Below are 15227 nucleotides of genomic sequence, written 5' to 3'. Positions count from 1 at the left end.
CGCCAAGATTACGCGTTCGGGGCCTTTCCTTTTTCTGCTTCCAGACTTGCCTCCAATCTTCGGACAACTTCCGAATTCAAACTGCGACGGTTCTCGCTTGCGCGCAACTTCAACTGATCCTTAAGCTCCTGGGGCATCCGGACCCCAAGAGGAGGTATCTGGTATGTCTTCATATTCCCCTCTCATGTAGCCTGTATGTAGTGTAGTCAGTATGGAGCTAGACAGTCAAGCGTTTTTAGCTACACTTTGCAGCCATGACCAAGAAAGTGCCGGTATCGACCATCGTCCCATTCGGCTTGCGATTGCAGCCGGAACTAAAGGCTCGTCTCGAAGATGAGGCGGCCAAGAACAACCGTTCGTTAAACGCGGAAATCGCTGAGCGACTCGCTCGCAGCCTGGAAGAACCTCGCTATCCGGACGACAGTGGGAAACTGCATACATTTGAGGACGTCGAGCGTCGCCTCCAGAATCTCGCCCGACAGATGGACCTCAAGTTGAGGCTCGTAAAGGCTACGCCGCGCCCCCGTCGATCGGGCCCCGAAGATGAGCCGCCGGGCACGACGAAGCGAACGATCCCCAAAAAGTAATCAGTCCGTCACCCAGAAAACGTGTGAGCCAACGCCGAGGTCATCGAACGTCGGCACATCATCAGGGCTCGCCGCGCCCTGCACCCATAAACGGCCACCAAAGCCGAGATACGCGTACTGCCCCAGCAGGTCGGTTCCCGTCACCAACGGGATGCCGCTGACCAGCGGGTTGCCGCTCGCGTCGGCAACATCGAGGATCCAGCCGGTGCCACCAGCCGCGCGATATTGGACCGTCAGCCGATAGATGACACCGCTGAGCGTGATCGTGAACGTCTGAGGGTCTGGCGTCAGCGGGATTTCATAGAACGTCGTCATCGCATGCTCGTCGGAGGAACCGATCCGCCCGGGGCCGGCGTCGCCGGCACGGCCGACTTCGCTCCCGCGTTCTGCGTCTCGGCGGTGGCGGCCGGGTTCGCCTGGTTCGCGCGCGGCGGCAGCTTCGTCGCCTGCGTGCTCACGATGATCACCTGCTTCAGCGATGCCGTGAGCATCAGCGCCGATCCGGACTTCTGGTCGGTAACGACCGACAGTCCAGTGATCAGCATGTTCGAGTACTTCCGGCGCGTCGTCACGACATCGATCGGCAGCCGGACGCTTTGGATCTTCAGCAGTTGGCTGTAGATCGCATCGACATATGTGCCGGTCGCCATCGTGTTCGCGCCGGTGTCGTCGAATGACGCGACGGCAGAGCCGAGCAATGCCTGATAGTCGGCATTGCTCCATCCGCACTTCATCAGGATCTCGCGCGGCCGCATGAACGCGTGATCGTTCACCGGCGCGCCGTTTTCGACCGGATGCTCCGTGACGATGACCTCGTCGCTGTACACCTCTTCGATGGCAGCCGAGATCGTCACGCTCCCGATTTTCTTGCTGCCGACGAGCGTGACGTCGAGGATGTCGGAAAGCGTGCTCACGTCAGAGCCCCCTTCATGGTCCGGGTCGTAGCATCTGCTACGCCCTTCTGCTCGCGCGCGACAGATCGTGCCGTCGCATCAGGGTCGCTCGATCCGCTCACCTGGATCTTGACGTCCTGGTTGATCTCGACGCGGTTCGACGCGCCACTCTGGCCGGCGGCCGGCGCGAGCCAGTCGGGATTTTGCAGCGCGTTCGACATGATCTTCTTGAGCTTCGTGCCGTAGTTGCGATCCTCGGCATAGACGCCGGTGAGCGCGTCGGCGAACGAAAACGCGTTGCCCATCACCTGGCGCGCTTTCGCATAGGGCTTTCCCTTCGCGAGCAGTTGCGCGTGCGCATCGAAGGCTTCTTCGAGCGTCTTGAACCGGCGGAACTTCGCCTGGTACGGCGTGCCGTCTGCCCGGTGATCAAGGCCCCACACGAAGTCCTGACCTTTGGTCGCCTGGATGCTGAACGGGTTGTTGCTCCGCTTCGACAGGCCGCTGCTACCGAACCCGCTTTCGAGCGCCCATTGCGCGAACGTGACCAGCCAGGGCACACCGTACTTGCGCTCCGACTCCTTCGCCGCGGCGATCGCCGCGCGCACGCGATCTATGAGACCAGGCGCCGATAGTTTGCTGCCGCCGTTCGCCGTTGCCGGGCCGGGCTGCGCGGGAGTCGGCGCGGGCGCGGGCGGCGGCGAAGCCTGCGATCCGCCCGGCTGCTGCCCGTCGATCGTCGGCCCTAGGGCCTGCCGCCGGCGCAGCTCTTCGTCCTCGCCGCTGTTCAGGTCGTCGCTGTGCAGCAACAGACCAAGGCCACCAGCGAGCCGTGCCGCGAACGGCAGCAGACGTCCGAGCAACCCGCCGGCGCCCGCAGCCGCGCCAGCCGTCGAAGCCGCCGCTGCGGCGCCACCCATGGCGCGCAGCGCCGCGACCATCTTCCAGATGCCGCCGATGATCTGGAAGCCGCCCAGCACCTTGAAGATGCCGACCAGGAACAGCAGCTTCGTCGACCAACCGTCGGTCGCCTTGTCCAGCTCGAGGAACTCGTCGGCGAGCCACTTCAGCGGCGGCCCCATGGCGGCCGCCGCATTCACGAATGCGCTCGCAATGTCGCCGACCCGGCGCGCGATTTCCTCTCCGTGCTCGTCCATCCACTTCTGGAAGTGATCGAGCTGCGGCCCGATCTTCTGGAGCATCACCCCTTCGACGCGGATGCCGAGGTTCTCGAACGACGTGCCGATCTCGCGCAGTCGCACCATGAACTGGTGCGAGTCCTCGGCCGCCTTGTCGAGGCCGCTCGTCGCCGACATCTCGCGATACTGCTTCAGGAACTTCTCGAAGTCCCCGTTGCGCATCGCGAGCATCAGGTTCTCGTCGATACCGAAGATGTTCGCGTACTGAGCCGAGCGCCACGTCGGCATCTTCGCCAGCGCGCCGCCGAGGTCCGACATGATGTCGACTGTATCGCGCAGCTCGCCGTTCGCGTTACGCGTCTGCACGCCCAGGCTAGCGAGATAGCTCTCGCCGGCCGGGTTGTTCCGCAGGAAGCGTGCGAGATTCTCGATCGTGCTGAACGCAGCATCGGTCGACACGCCGAGATTGCGCGCGGCGAAGTCGAATGCGCGCAGGCTCGTCGCTGCGGCGCCGGTGCGCTGCGACACGAAATACAGCCGTTCGAGCTTCGACGCGAACGCCGATACGCCGGCGCCGAGCGTCAGTGCCGCGCCGGAGATCGTGGTGATCAGGCGCGTGACACCCTTCGTCGCCCCCTCGACGCCTTCCGTGAAGTTCTTCAGGCCCTTCTCGTCGACCTTGAAGCCGAGAGCGACCAGGAACTCGCGAATGACGACCGATTCAGCCATTTTCTCTTTCCTGCCTGCGGCGCGCGGCCGCTTCGTTGTCCGCCCGGACGGCGAGTGAATCGTTCATCAGCGCGACGTCGGCCAGGTCGAGCGTCCCGTCCTTCAGCGACTCGAACCGGCACATCTGCGCGTGCACGGGCGCAAGCAGCCAGTCCTCCCCGCCGGGCAGCGACTTCAGCCACCCGTAGTCTGCGCCGGGCTGCTCGCTTGGCTGGTAAGCAGCCCGTTGATAAAAGGGCCAAGGTTCTCGACCACGACGCGTACGACCAGGGGCAACATCGAGCCGATGTCCATGTCGTCGAACATCGACGTCTTGTGCGCCGCCGACCAGACCTTCGCCCAGCCGTTCTGGTGCTGCCGCTCGACCACCGACAGGCAGGTGCCGAAGACGTATTCAGCGTCCTCGTCCTTCAGGCCGGCCAGCGCATCGGCAAACGGCTGCAGCACGGGCGCGATCGTGTCGACGAGGCCGAGAACGTCGCGCTGCTCTGCTGACGACGGAGCATCCTCTCCGGCTGCGAGCGCGCCGAGCGCCGCGTTCGCGGCAGCGTTGCGCGTGCGCTCGATTTCAGCGTAGAACTTCATCAGCACCGGGATCATCGACGGGATGATCGGCGCGATGCGGCGGCTCACGTGGAACTGCTGCATCGCGTTCAGGCGCCCGATCTGGTACCGCTTACCGCTCAGTTCGATTTCCGTCGCCATGTTCAGCTCCGCAATCCGTTGACCGAGCATCTATCAAAATAGATAATGTTCTTGTTCATATATACCTTGAGGTTTCAATGCGTGAGCTGCCGATTGAGTATCTTCGCGAGTGCCTTGATTACGACCCGCAATCGGGTCATCTGACATGGCGAGTCCGCCCCGAGTCCCACTTCAGCACCAAGTCCGTCGCACAACGCTTCAACAGCTTGTATGCGGGAAAAATTGCGGGCGGCCGCGTAGCGAACGGCTATCTCATGCTTCCGTTCAAGGACGAAAACGGCAAGCGGGTGATGGTCTACGCTCACCGAATTGCGTTCGCACTTCACCATGGCCGATTCCCGGTTGCTGAAATCGATCACGTCAATGGCATTAAAGAAGACAACCGCGCGGAGAATCTTCGAGAAGCAACGCGCCTAAAGAACGCGGCCAATACTGTCTTCGACTACGACAACATGCGCGGCACGAAGCGACGCGGCGACAGGTGGCTTGCGCAAATCAGCCATCGAGGCGAGAACGTCTACCTAGGCTCCTACGACACTGAAGCCGAGGCATACGCTGCATTTTGTGGTGCCGCCACTCTCGCGCGACGAGAATTTGCGAAGCTCACACACACGCGAGACGACTAGTACTGACCCAGCAGGCTGTCGATCTTGATTGAGTCGAAGATCCATTCGACGATGTCGCCGTCCTTCGCGTAGCGCAGGTCCGGCGCCTTCTTGAACGCGCAGCTGCGCGCCGTGATGACGTCGCCGGCCGCCGTCTGTGAGACCTCGATCAGGTTCTTGCCCCAGAGGGCGCTCGACAGCGACTGAGCGTCGTACATCGCCATCAGCTTGGCGTTGACGGGCGCGGTCTTCAGATAGCGGAGTGTTACCTGCCCGGACTTGTCGGCGTGCAGGCTGTGCATGCCCTCACCGTCCGAGCCGATGGTCATCGTGTTCTTGTCGCCGGCGCGCGCGATCACGATGCCTTCCTCGGCCGTGGCTTCGCCATACCCGAGCGAGAACACGCCCGTCGGCCCGACGATCGTTGCCGTGACGTCCACAAAGCTGTAGGTGCTCATGGTGTTTTTCTTCCTTTACCGGTTGACGGTGAGCGCGATGTCGACGTCGCCGATCGCGCCCGCCTCCTTCGCCGCGACCTGAAACGAAACGGACTTGCGTGCCTCGCGATCCGCCTGCGATTGCGACGAGATCGGCGGTGCGTACACGTAGTAGCCTTTCGACAGCGTCTGCCCCTGCACGATCGCGCCGAAGCCGGCCGAGTTCCAGACGCCCGGCGCGAGATAGCCGTTCGTCACGGCCTGGTCGCACACCGACGAGATCGCGCCAGCGATCAGCGCGTTGCCAGCGTCCGTCTGCGGGATCTTCGTCGGGCTCTGGTACTGCAGGTTGTAGACCTCGGTCTGGACCGCGTTCTTGAACCAGATCGCGTTGTAGATCGAGTCGACGAAGATGCCGCTCGGCGTGACGCCGTACTGCACGATCGCCGTGTTGTTCTGGTACGCCGCGAAGACGTTGCAGTTCTTCGCCTGCAGCGCGTTGGCCTGCGACGTCGACAGCGTTTCGGCGACGATGCCAGGCTCCTGCTTGTAGTCCATCGTGATCGTCGTGCTGTTGCCGTTGAAATCGACGGTCAGCAGACGACCAAGGAACGAGCTGATTGCGTACGGGCTCGCGCTCGAGTACTGGATCACCGAGTACTGGTAGCCGAGCGCCTTGAGACGGCTCGCCAGGTCGGTCGTCACGGTCGAGTCCAGCGCCTGAGGATTCTGGGTCGTGATCCCGTAGATGTGCGCCTGGTCGGCCTCGACCATCGCCGCAACCGCGACGTGTTGATCGTCCGTCACCGCCGTGTCAGCGATTTCGAGACCGAGGAACTGGTTCGCGAAGCGGTCGAGGAAGATCGCGACCGCGGCCGTCGGCTGCTCGGCCGCGATCCCGTTCACCGGTGCCGACGCGAGCGCGCTCGTCAGGCCAAGCATCGCCGAAACGTCAGTACCGGAGCCGGGCGCAGTCGCGTAGCTGACCGTGGACGCAGCGACGCCGCCGGCGAGCGTGGCGCCCGAAAGCGTGATGGCGCTGCTCGACTTCGCGAGCGTGATCGCGTTGCCGGCGTTGCCCGCCGCGATCGCCGTCACCGTCGTGACAGAGCCGATCGTCGCGTAGCTGCACTGCGACAGGTTGGCGTCCGTCGAAGCGGCGAGGAACGCCTGCAGGTTGGCCGCCGTGGCCGCCGCGCTGGCGCCGATCAGCACCTGGCTGCCGGCCGGCGCGGCAGAGACGAACGTCACGGCGGTGCCGTTGATGGTGACCGTATCGTTCGCGGCGGGGTTCGCCGTCAGCGTGATCGTGCCGCTCGCGGCCGCGCCGATCCCGCTCGACTTGCTCGTCACCTGGAACTGGCTGCCGGTCCACACGACCGTCGCATACGAGGCGATCGCCGCCTGCACGATCGATGCCACCCCGTTCAGGTTCGATGCCCCCGAGAAATTCAGCGCGGATACATTGCGCGCGGTGCCGTCGATCGTGATGTTGAACGCGCCGTTCGTGATCGCCTGCCACTGCGCGAGCGCCTGCTGCGCCGCCGACAGCACGCCGCCACGCAGCGAGCCCGACGTCGCCGTCTTTGCCCAGCGGCCGATGCACACGCTCTGCGGCTTCGGCGTCTGGCCGAAGTACAGCGCGGCAGCGAGATATTCCGGGGCCGCGGTGCCGTAGTCGGCCGCCACGTCGGTGATCCCGGCATACGGGCGCATCCGCTCGTTCGTGTCGATCACCGTCGATGCGCCCAGAATGAGCGCGGTGTTCAGGTTCGCGCCCTGCGCCGCAAGCGCCGCGAGGCTGAGCGTCACGTTGATGCGGCGCGATACCGGCAGTCCGTTGGACATGCTGATCCCCTACAGGTTGACGTTTATGGTGGATGTGACCGGCGGCGACGCGTCTGTCGTCGTCGACGCCTGCACTGACTTCAGGTTCAGGACCGCGTACGTGCGCGAGACCTTGCGGCGCAGCTTCACGGTCATGTCGTACCGCCTCACCCATTGCTGGTTGACCAGGTCCGGCGCCGCGCGAATCTCGGAGACGTTCACGAACGCCATGTCGAGCAGCTGGAGCTGCTCGCGGTTCTGCGGGAGCGCCAGACCGTCGGCGAGCCGCTGCGCATAGCCCTTGGCCGCCGGCCCGTAGAACGTGCAGAGCACTTCGAGATCCTGGTGGCGGATGTATGTGTCGCTGCCTTCGTTCGCGCCGTTGTGCACGATCGCGGGGCTCGCGTCCGGCGTCTGGGTCTGGATCCCGAACGCGCACCAGTTGACGCCCGGCTCGGGCTGCTTCGCGACGACCGGCTGCCAGCGCGGCCGCACGAGGTCAGGAGGGAGCGCCGTGACGCCCGCGACCAGGTCGTGCACCAGGTCGTCTAGGGCATCGTCCTCATCCGGCGGCGTATCGACGGCTGGCGCCAGGTATCCGCCGGTCGAGCTGTCGTTCATGGGGTCATCCGGAAAGCGGTTTCAGGTCGCACGTCGCGCAGACGAAGCCGCGGCCGAAGTGCGAGTAGTCATTCACGTTGACGACGGTGTAAGTACGGCCCGACCACACGACTTCGTCGGCGTCGTAACCAGCGCTGCCGTCCATCAGCCGGAACATCGTGTGCAGCGTGATCGAGCCGATGATTCGGCTGCCGTCCGCGTTGCGGTGCAGGATGTCGCCCTTGTCGCTCGTCACGACAGCGGCGAACTGCGTCGACGCCGCGGTGTTCTGCGCGCGGCCGTGGCCATCAACCGTCTGCGTCATGCGATTGCAGATCAGGCCCATGTCCATGAAATCCGGATCGAGCAGGACGTCGGTTACGTCGAGGAACGCCATGCGCGACTCCAATGCAAAAGGGCCGCACGCGGCGGCCCATCAGGTCTGAGGTGTTGAGTTACTTCTTCCGGCGCCGCACCACGTAGGTGATCGACTTCAGATACTCGCCGGTGTTGATCAGCGGGATGATGCCGGCCGCCGACTGGATCTCGGTCAGGCTCATGCCTGCCGCCTGCGCGCCGGCGTCGATCAGCGCGGCATAGTCCTTCTCGGCCTTTCGCGGCCCCTTCGTGCGGCGCTGCCGGTAGCGGTTCGCGACGGTCGACGGCGCCAGCGGCGGCGGGATGTTGTTCCTGATCGTCAGCCGGACCGACGACACGGCCAACGTGCCGGCAGAGTGAAGCCGCTGCTCGACCTTCTCGATCTTGCCGTCGAGCGCCGCGCCGACGCCGTGCTGCAACTGCGCGGTCACGGCCGGCAGCACGTGTTCGACGCCCGGCACGAGATGCGGCCGCGCCGGCACGTTGTTCGCCGGCGAGCCGGTCTCCATGATGTAGCCGATTTCCGCGTTGCTGATCGGCTCGCCTTCATCCTTGCGGCCGGCGGTGCTGTCGGGCACGCCAACCAGCACTTGTTGCTGGACGAGCGAGCTGATCGACTTGAGTACCGCGTCGAGGTTGTCCTTCGTCATCTTCACGACCATGGCGACCTCGACCGTCTTGCCCTAGATCTGCAATCCACCTGCGCCCATCGATCGCGCAAGGGTGTAATAGCGAACGCCGTACATCGTGCTGTTCCAGAATCCGGCATCGTCGAACGTTACGGCGCTGGTGTCCTGGCTGGCGCTGACCTTGTCGACGGACTTGGACGTCTGTGGGCCGGTAACCTGACCGGGGACGCCCCCTACTGCTGCCGTATTCTGGTCGCGCATCCCGATCGCGAGATGGTGCGCGGTGACCAAGCCGATGCCGATGTCGGTCAGCTCCATCCACCGCAACGGATTCACGAGCGACACCGCGACAGTCAACCAGATCTGGACGACAGGATCCGGGTAAAGCGTCGTGTTCGCGAATTCAGGGAACGTCTGGCGAAACTGGGCGATGTCCACTGGTCACCTATTCGATTGAGCGGGGCCGGCGGCCGCCGATTTGCGGCGCGCCGCCGGCAGGCAATTATGCCTTCTTCCCGTTCCCGCGCTGACTGCCGGCGTCCGACTGGGACGCCTTCTGTGCGGCTTCGAAAGCCGCGACGCGCTCGGCATGTTCCCGGGCGGCAGCAGCGTGCTCCTGCTCACGTGCACCGATCGCCGCCTCGCGCCCGTCGAGCTCGCCAGCGCGCGCGTCGAGATCCTTGCCAAACGTCTCGAGCTCGACACGCAGCTCGGCGAGGCGAGCAGCCTCTTTCGAGGCATCTTCGCGCGCGGACGCCAGTTGCGCGGCCTGCGCTTCCAGTGCCGCGCGCGCCGCGGCGAGTTCTGCTCCGTCGGCCGGCGCGACGGCCGCCGCCGGCGTCGCGTCGCCCGGCTCGCGCGTGTGGTGCTTCACGTACCAGTGCGCAGCAACGAGTTCCGGGAAATCGCGCTCGCCGGCCGGGAAATGCTCCAGCGCGCCGTCGTCGTGCCGCAGCGTGAACGCCGTATGGACGTAGAGTTTCGGCATGTCAGATCCCGTCCCGGTAAGCCGCCGTCACGCCGTAGCGCCACTCGATCTGGCCCAGGCGCGACCAGTAGGTCGTGATCTGGAACAGCGAGCGGTATTCCAGCGGCGTGCGTTGCAGGTCGGTCATCGGGTACTGGACGTACTTCTTGTCGCTGTTGTACGCGACCATCCGGTCCACCGTGCCGAGCGTGCCCGGCGTGCCACCGACGCCGGCGCCGATCAGCCACTTCAGCGGCAGAATCTCGAGCTTCACGCCCTGCTGCGTGCAGATGTTGTTCTCGAGCAGGTAGGTCAGGATCGACTTGTTGCCGGCCGAGCTGATGACCTGCGACGCGACCCATCCGAGCTGAGCCGGCGGCAGCATGAGCCGATTCGGCTTGACCTTCCAGCCGGACGCCTGCCATGCCGACGTGAGGATCTCATTGACGTCGGCGAGGATTTCGTCCGGCGTCTTCGTCGTCCACTGCGGCGTGCCCTTCGCGCCATTCGGAACGTTCGTCACGCTCGCGACCGCGCCGTTCGAGTTCACCAGCCCCGTGAAGCCGAGCTGCGGATCGCCGAAATACACGATCTGGTCGATGTCCATGTTCCGCTTGAGGTTCATGGCGTCGACTTTCTGGCCGTCGATCGGCGTGCCCAGCTTTTGCGACTTGACCAGCTCGGGCACCGTGTACTTAACTTCGGCACCCCAGAGGCGCATCGGCTGCGGCGTCTTGCCGATATCGACCGACGGGCCCGGCAGGGCGTTGCCTTCGTTCGAGATCCAGTTCAGGCCGTTCGGGTTGATACCCCCGCTCATCCCGTACGCCGAGTTCGTGAACGACGCGATTTCGTCCGCCGCCGAGACGTCCGAGCGGATGTAGACGTCGCGCGACCAGGTGTATTCGACGAGCGGCTCGTTCAGCGTCTGGTCCAGACGTTCGAGTTGACCGACCAGGAACGCGCCGGTCGAGTCGATCGTCTGCTGGTCGTAGGTCATCATGCCGTCGGCGGTGCGCGCGCGAATCAACCGGCGCGTCGCGTCTGCTACGGCCGCCGACATCGGGGCCGCCAAGAGCGGCGCCCCGGCCCGGCGCAGGTGCTTCAGTTCGGACATGTCCATTCAATGGCTCCAGAAATGCAAAAGCCCCGCGTCAGCGGGGCTCAGGTGAAGCGCTGTGTCAGCGCCGGGGATCAGATGTTGACGGCGATCTCGGTGATGCCGTAGGTGTCGCCGGGGCCGGTGAAGTACCAGCTCGCGGGCATCGCGACGGTGTTCGTGCCGTCGGCCGCCGCCTCGAAACCACCGAGGGGCTTGCCGGCAGCGGCCGCCGCGACGCGCACGTAGACCGTGCCGCCTTTCGTGGCTGCAGTCGTACCGCCGAGCGCGACGTTCACGTAGCCGCGCTTGAGCACGTCGGTCACGCCGCTGGTCGGCGGCGTCGAAGTGCCGAGCGGATCGGTGCCGTTGCCCTGGATCGGGTACGGGCGAAGGTTCACACCGTAGACCAGCGCCGCGGTGTCGGCCGCGTTGTTGATCGGCTGGATCTTGCCGTTGACGAGTTTTACGGCCACGCCGAACACCGTCGGGGGTGCTGCCGGGTCGATCTGCTGCGGCTCGATCGTCGCGACTTCGGCGCGCTGGAGGTCACCGGCAAAGCCAGCCGGCATGCGGAAGGTATAGGCTTGCAACGAGGGCATGTCGGCTCCTTACTTGTGGGTCGCCCAGAATTCGGCGTGAATCTGGTTGATGTCCTTTTTCTCCGGCTGATTTGCGTCGCCGGTCCGTTGGGTCGTGATGCCCGAGTTCTTGCTGCGCACGAGCGCGGCCGCCGCGTTGAAATAGCCGGCCACGACGGCGCACGGCAATCCCGAGGGATCCACGCCGCCGAGCACCGACTTCACCGTCTCGGCGTTCTCGTTGTCGAGCGCCGCGCGCAGCGCGCGCCGGCGCAGCACGCAGAGCGAATCGGTCGTCTTCTTGCGGACCGCCTTCGCGTCGAACGTCGGCAGGCGCACGCCGGGCGCGAGGATTTCGGCGAGGGACAGCGCTTGCTTGAACTCGTCGGCCAGATCCTTGCTGTCGCCAGTTTTGGCGCCCTTCGGATCGGGATCGCCGTTCGGATCGCTGTCGAGCGTCGGATCGTCTTCCGGGTCGTCGTCGGGGTCTTCATCGCCCGTCACCGTGCCACCAGCTTCGAGCTTCGCCACGCGCGCGACCACCGCGTCGACCTTGCCGTCCACCGCTTTGATCGCGTCGAGTACTTGCTGCAGCGCGCCCGCGCCGCCGGTACCCGCCGGGTCGTCATCGCCGGTAGCGGCGACGGCCGGTTTCGCCTCGGCAGTGCCGGGCATGTGGATGTGGATCTGCGGCTGGCCGTCGCCGGGCTCCTCGCCCTCGTCGCCGGTCATCTCGCCAGCGACCTGCTCGAACGCGTCGGAATCGCGCGTCATGAACGCCTTGCGCAGCTTCTCCATGAGCGTCGACTGCGCGGGCTTCTTCTTCGTTGCCATGCTGGAATCTCCTGTCGGGAGTAGGTTGGAACTGCTATCCCCGATCGAACAGACCGGGCCACAGCGGGCGTTCTTCACGAGTGCGACGTGGTTGCCCACGATCGTCACCTGTCGCGCCCGCCCCGGCGCAATTTGCTCGTAGTCGGCGTCGTAGCCGTTGCTGACTTCCGTCAGGTCTTTCGACTGTACGCGGCGAATCGCCTCGGCATCGGTGATCAGCAGGTCGGCCAGCATCAGGTCGGCCTGCTCACCCTCGCCGCGGCGCACGTTTCGCACGGTTCCACGCGCGACCGACATGTAATTGGCCGGCGTCACGAAATCCGGCGGATGGTTGATCGTGACGGGCTTGCCCTCGAAACTCGCGAGCGTCTCCGGACTGAACAGGACATCGGCGGTTCGCTCGGCGACGATGATTCCGTCCTTCGCCTCCAGCTCGGGGAGCTCGCTGTACACGTAGTCCTGCGAGCCGATCCGCGCGATAGGCACGCCCTCGCAGAGAAGGAAGCCTTCGGGCGTCATCGACTGTCGCTCGCCGATCTGCTCGGTCGTGTACATCCCCGACGCGGTCACGCCGTCACGGGTGCGAGCGCGCGCCGGTGCCGCGTGCGTGCCGCCACACGTGCACGCGTGGTCGGCCGTTCGAAATCGGAAGAGTTTCATCGGTCTCTGGCGGGTCAATCGACCCAATCGGGGATGTCAGCGGTTTGGCCTGCGAGCGGGTGCGTGCTGTCCGCACAGAACTGGATGCGCCCGTCGGTGATGAACGAGTGGCAGACGTGTTCAGCGCCACAGGGCAGGTCATACGAGACGCGCAGCGACGGGGAAAACGTCGGCGCGTCGGAGGCTACCGTTCCACTGCCACCGAGCCGGATGCTGCGCCGCGCAGCCGACCGGATAGATGACGTGCAGATCCCCGCACGGGCATTCGAACAGCAGCGAACCCAGCGCGGTCAGGTGCATCTTCGGCATGGTCAATCCCCGATGATCGGTTCGGCCCAGCAGCGGCAATTCCAGATGCAGCCCGGGTGGAACCGCATGTAGACGCCGTTCTCCTCGACCTCCGGCGGCTCGTCCCAGGAACAGACCTTCCCTTCCATCTCGCGATGGCCGGGCCGCACGGCGCCGTCGCCGCTGGTGCGCCAGATGTAGTGCGTGCCGCCGATGCCGCGCGCCCGCGCCTCGGTCAGCACCGTAGACGCGCGCGACACCTCGGTACGCGCGATCATCGTGGCGCGGCTGGCTGCGACCTCGCCCGAAGCGGCGATCATCTTCGCGATCTCGCTCGAGCGGGTACTGTCGACCAAGCCTTCCAGCGTCAGCTTGTGCACGCGGTCCGCGGCCTCGCGCGGAATCGACGTGATCAGCGTCACCTGCTCGGTCATGAGCTGGCGAAGCGTCTCGCCGGTCGGCGCGTTCCGGATCTCGTCGCGCAGCGCGCGCGACATGTCGGCCGCGCGCTGCATCCACGCCTGCTCATCGCGCCGGCTCAGGTCGGCCAACATGCGAGCCGCCGTCGACTCGGCCCACGGCGCAAGCGCGTCCGCATAGCGGCGCAGCAGTTCCTCGATCGTCGGTGCGAACGATGCGTCCCCCGGCGGGAAGCCTTTCACCAGGACGCCGACCTGATCAGCGATCTTGCGCAGCTGCGTGCCGTACTGCTGCTCGGGCACGGTCAGCCGGACCGGGTTTTTCTTCCGGTCACGCTTGCGGTCGAGGGTGAGGATCATGAGCGTCGGAACAGGCGGCGAATCAGCGAATCACCGGTGCGTGCCGCCGGCGACGGCAGCGCCCCGCCACCAGGCAGCGACGTTTCGATCGCCGGTGGCTCGGGCAACTGCTCGTCAGCCTCGGCCTGTTCGATCGACTCGTCGGAAATGTCGCCGAACATGCCCGTGTCCGGCGAGGACGCCTTCAGCTCGCGCATGCCTTGGCTGCGCGTGATCAGGTCGGCGTCGACTGCCTTCGTGACCGAGTCGACCGTCTTGTTGCCGATCTCAGCCTTCTCGGCGGCGGTCATCTCCTGCAGCGGTCGGAACTCGTAGCCGAAGTCCTCCGGCAACTGCTGACCGACCGTCGAACGGCTCACCACGTCGATCAGCACGTGCAGCGGGTTCCGAAACTTCCGCTCCTGCCGCGCGTGCACCTTCTCGTGGTACAGCTGACGTGATCCCTCGCCGGTATCGCTCAGGCCGGCCGGCTGCTGCCCGAACAGGCGGTCGAGCGGAATGCCAGTCGCGCCGCTGAGCTGCATCGCGAACTGCAGCAGCACGTCCGGCAGCCCACTGAACGAGAACTGATGCGTCTGGAACGTATCCTCGCCGTCGACCAGCGTGAGGCCCTCGTTCGTCTGCGCGAAGCGGATCATCTCGACCTGCTTCATCAGCCCGGCGAGCGCCGGGCCGCCCTGCGCGATGATCTGGCGCAAGTCCTTCACGCTCAGCGTGCGCAGGTGAGCCTTGTAGACGAGCTGGCCAATGCCGACGGTCGCGCTGTCGAACGCAATCAGTCGATCCCACATCGGCTCAAGGATCGACAGGCCCCATCCGTTTTCGCTGATACGCTGGTAGAACGGCAGCGCTTCGCCATCCAGCCGGATGACCCGCGAGTAATGGATGCGGCCCTGCGGCAGCCCGATAGCCGACGGCAACACGTCGTAGAACTTCGGCATGCCCAGATGCGGCCCGAACTCGGTCACCGTCTCGCCGACCGGCGGCGCCACCATCCAGCGATCGAGCACCAGCAGCCCCTTGAACTGCCCCCTTCCGATTGTCTCGACGCGCAGCGGTGTCGACATGTCCTGGCCGTCGATCAGCATCACCGCGATCGCGCCGCCGTACAGCTGGGCCCACTTCCCGGTGTCGCAGAGCTGGTCCCAGATCGCGAGGCGCGTCATCGCCGTCTCGATCTTCGTGACGTCGGTTGGGTCGAGCCCGGACATCTCAATGCCCTTGCGGGTCATGTCTTCCGGGATCGCATCGACGGCCGCGCGCACGATCCACGAGCCACGGTATGCCGCCTCGAGCCAGATCCGGTTGCGGCTCTGGTACGTGAGCGTGTACTGCGAGGCCGACGACTGGTTGTCGGCGCCCCAACCGAGCCGTGCCTGGAAGTTGGCGAACGAGTCGGCCGTGCGCATGCCTACGGCCGCCGCGCCGGTTGTCGGCGTCGACGGCCGGGTCTGCGGTTTCTTTCGCGACATTCTGGGTTGGTCCGGTGG

21 protein-coding genes are annotated in these 15227 nt (G+C 65.3%); 2 read left to right on the top strand and 19 right to left on the bottom strand.

Annotated features, from left to right (window positions below):
- Positions 1-8: 8 nt before the first annotated feature.
- Positions 9-137, bottom strand: a complete 129-nt coding sequence (locus L810_RS49795; protein WP_373453107.1) for an Arc family DNA-binding protein — start codon at positions 135-137, stop codon at positions 9-11.
- Between the two features lie 117 nt (positions 138-254).
- Here L810_RS49795 and L810_RS27760 point away from each other — a divergent pair, with 117 nt between their 5' ends.
- The gene (locus tag L810_RS27760) at positions 255-587 is read left to right on the top strand and encodes an Arc family DNA-binding protein (RefSeq protein WP_042976416.1); all 333 of its coding nucleotides are present in this window, start codon (positions 255-257) and stop codon (positions 585-587) included.
- Here L810_RS27760 and L810_RS27755 read toward each other — a convergent pair whose 3' ends face one another.
- Genes L810_RS27755 through L810_RS27740 form a run of 5 tightly spaced genes read right to left on the bottom strand, consistent with a single transcriptional unit; the run spans position 588 to position 4053 of the window.
- The gene (locus L810_RS27755) at positions 588-902 is read right to left on the bottom strand and encodes a phage baseplate plug family protein (RefSeq protein WP_021161623.1); all 315 of its coding nucleotides are present in this window, start codon (positions 900-902) and stop codon (positions 588-590) included.
- On the bottom strand, positions 899-1501 hold the full coding sequence (locus tag L810_RS27750; RefSeq protein ID WP_021161622.1) for a phage baseplate protein: 603 nt from the start codon (positions 1499-1501) through the stop codon (positions 899-901). Before L810_RS27750 ends, L810_RS27755 begins: the two co-directional genes overlap by 4 nt.
- On the bottom strand, positions 1498-3348 hold the full coding sequence (locus L810_RS45740; RefSeq protein ID WP_021161621.1) for a glucosaminidase domain-containing protein: 1851 nt from the start codon (positions 3346-3348) through the stop codon (positions 1498-1500). Before L810_RS45740 ends, L810_RS27750 begins: the two co-directional genes overlap by 4 nt.
- Positions 3341-3484 (bottom strand): DUF6889 family protein, encoded by a 144-nt coding sequence (locus L810_RS48520; RefSeq protein ID WP_021161620.1) that lies wholly within the window; start codon positions 3482-3484, stop codon positions 3341-3343. Before L810_RS48520 ends, L810_RS45740 begins: the two co-directional genes overlap by 8 nt.
- A gap of 38 nt (positions 3485-3522) precedes the next feature.
- Entirely contained in the window at positions 3523-4053 is a 531-nt protein-coding gene (locus tag L810_RS27740; RefSeq protein WP_042976459.1) for a phage tail assembly chaperone, read from the bottom strand.
- Between the two features lie 77 nt (positions 4054-4130).
- Here L810_RS27740 and L810_RS44135 point away from each other — a divergent pair, with 77 nt between their 5' ends.
- Positions 4131-4679, top strand: coding sequence for an HNH endonuclease (locus L810_RS44135; protein ID WP_051392327.1), 549 nt, complete (start codon positions 4131-4133; stop codon positions 4677-4679).
- Here the strand turns inward: L810_RS44135 and L810_RS27730 are convergent.
- The 13 genes from L810_RS27730 to L810_RS27670 form a co-directional block, all read right to left on the bottom strand.
- Positions 4676-5116 (bottom strand): phage structural protein, encoded by a 441-nt coding sequence (locus tag L810_RS27730; RefSeq protein WP_021161617.1) that lies wholly within the window; start codon positions 5114-5116, stop codon positions 4676-4678. The two genes, L810_RS44135 and L810_RS27730, sit on opposite strands and share 4 nt — an antisense overlap.
- Positions 5117-5131: 15 nt before the next feature.
- A complete protein-coding gene (locus L810_RS27725; RefSeq protein ID WP_021161616.1) occupies positions 5132-6943 on the bottom strand; it encodes a DUF3383 family protein in 1812 nt (603 codons plus the stop codon).
- Positions 6944-6952: 9 nt separating this feature from the next.
- A complete protein-coding gene (locus L810_RS27720; protein WP_021161615.1) occupies positions 6953-7543 on the bottom strand; it encodes a phage neck terminator protein in 591 nt (196 codons plus the stop codon).
- Between the two features lie 4 nt (positions 7544-7547).
- Positions 7548-7919, bottom strand: a complete 372-nt coding sequence (locus tag L810_RS27715; RefSeq protein WP_021161614.1) for a hypothetical protein — start codon at positions 7917-7919, stop codon at positions 7548-7550.
- A 58-nt stretch (positions 7920-7977) separates the two neighbouring features.
- Positions 7978-8562 carry a hypothetical protein gene (locus L810_RS27710; protein ID WP_021161613.1) on the bottom strand — a complete coding sequence of 195 codons (585 nt, stop codon included), beginning with the start codon at positions 8560-8562 and terminating at the stop codon, positions 7978-7980.
- 21 nt (positions 8563-8583) lie between these two features.
- Positions 8584-8967 (bottom strand): DUF4054 domain-containing protein, encoded by a 384-nt coding sequence (locus tag L810_RS27705; protein WP_021161612.1) that lies wholly within the window; start codon positions 8965-8967, stop codon positions 8584-8586.
- Between the two features lie 64 nt (positions 8968-9031).
- A complete protein-coding gene (locus tag L810_RS27700) occupies positions 9032-9517 on the bottom strand; it encodes an STY1053 family phage-associated protein (RefSeq protein WP_021161611.1) in 486 nt (161 codons plus the stop codon).
- A gap of 1 nt (position 9518) precedes the next feature.
- Positions 9519-10619 (bottom strand): DUF2184 domain-containing protein, encoded by a 1101-nt coding sequence (locus tag L810_RS27695; RefSeq protein WP_021161610.1) that lies wholly within the window; start codon positions 10617-10619, stop codon positions 9519-9521.
- Between the two features lie 71 nt (positions 10620-10690).
- A complete protein-coding gene (locus tag L810_RS27690) occupies positions 10691-11197 on the bottom strand; it encodes a structural cement protein Gp24 (RefSeq protein WP_021161609.1) in 507 nt (168 codons plus the stop codon).
- Positions 11198-11206: 9 nt separating this feature from the next.
- Positions 11207-12529 (bottom strand): DUF2213 domain-containing protein, encoded by a 1323-nt coding sequence (locus L810_RS27685; RefSeq protein WP_257008997.1) that lies wholly within the window; start codon positions 12527-12529, stop codon positions 11207-11209.
- Between the two features lie 279 nt (positions 12530-12808).
- Positions 12809-12979, bottom strand: a complete 171-nt coding sequence (locus tag L810_RS49270) for a hypothetical protein (protein ID WP_021161607.1) — start codon at positions 12977-12979, stop codon at positions 12809-12811.
- A gap of 2 nt (positions 12980-12981) precedes the next feature.
- Positions 12982-13737 (bottom strand): phage head morphogenesis protein, encoded by a 756-nt coding sequence (locus tag L810_RS27675; protein WP_042976414.1) that lies wholly within the window; start codon positions 13735-13737, stop codon positions 12982-12984.
- Complete coding sequence (locus L810_RS27670) at positions 13734-15209, bottom strand: DUF1073 domain-containing protein (protein ID WP_042976412.1); 1476 nt, start codon at positions 15207-15209, stop codon at positions 13734-13736. Before L810_RS27670 ends, L810_RS27675 begins: the two co-directional genes overlap by 4 nt.
- Positions 15210-15227: the final 18 nt, after the last annotated feature.

This window comes from Burkholderia sp. AU4i, assembly GCF_000466765.1.
In the GTDB taxonomy this organism is placed as follows: Bacteria; Pseudomonadota; Gammaproteobacteria; order Burkholderiales; family Burkholderiaceae; genus Burkholderia; species Burkholderia cepacia.
The sequence above is the reverse complement of the archived record's forward strand: the minus strand, read 5'-3'. Positions and strand labels throughout refer to the sequence as shown.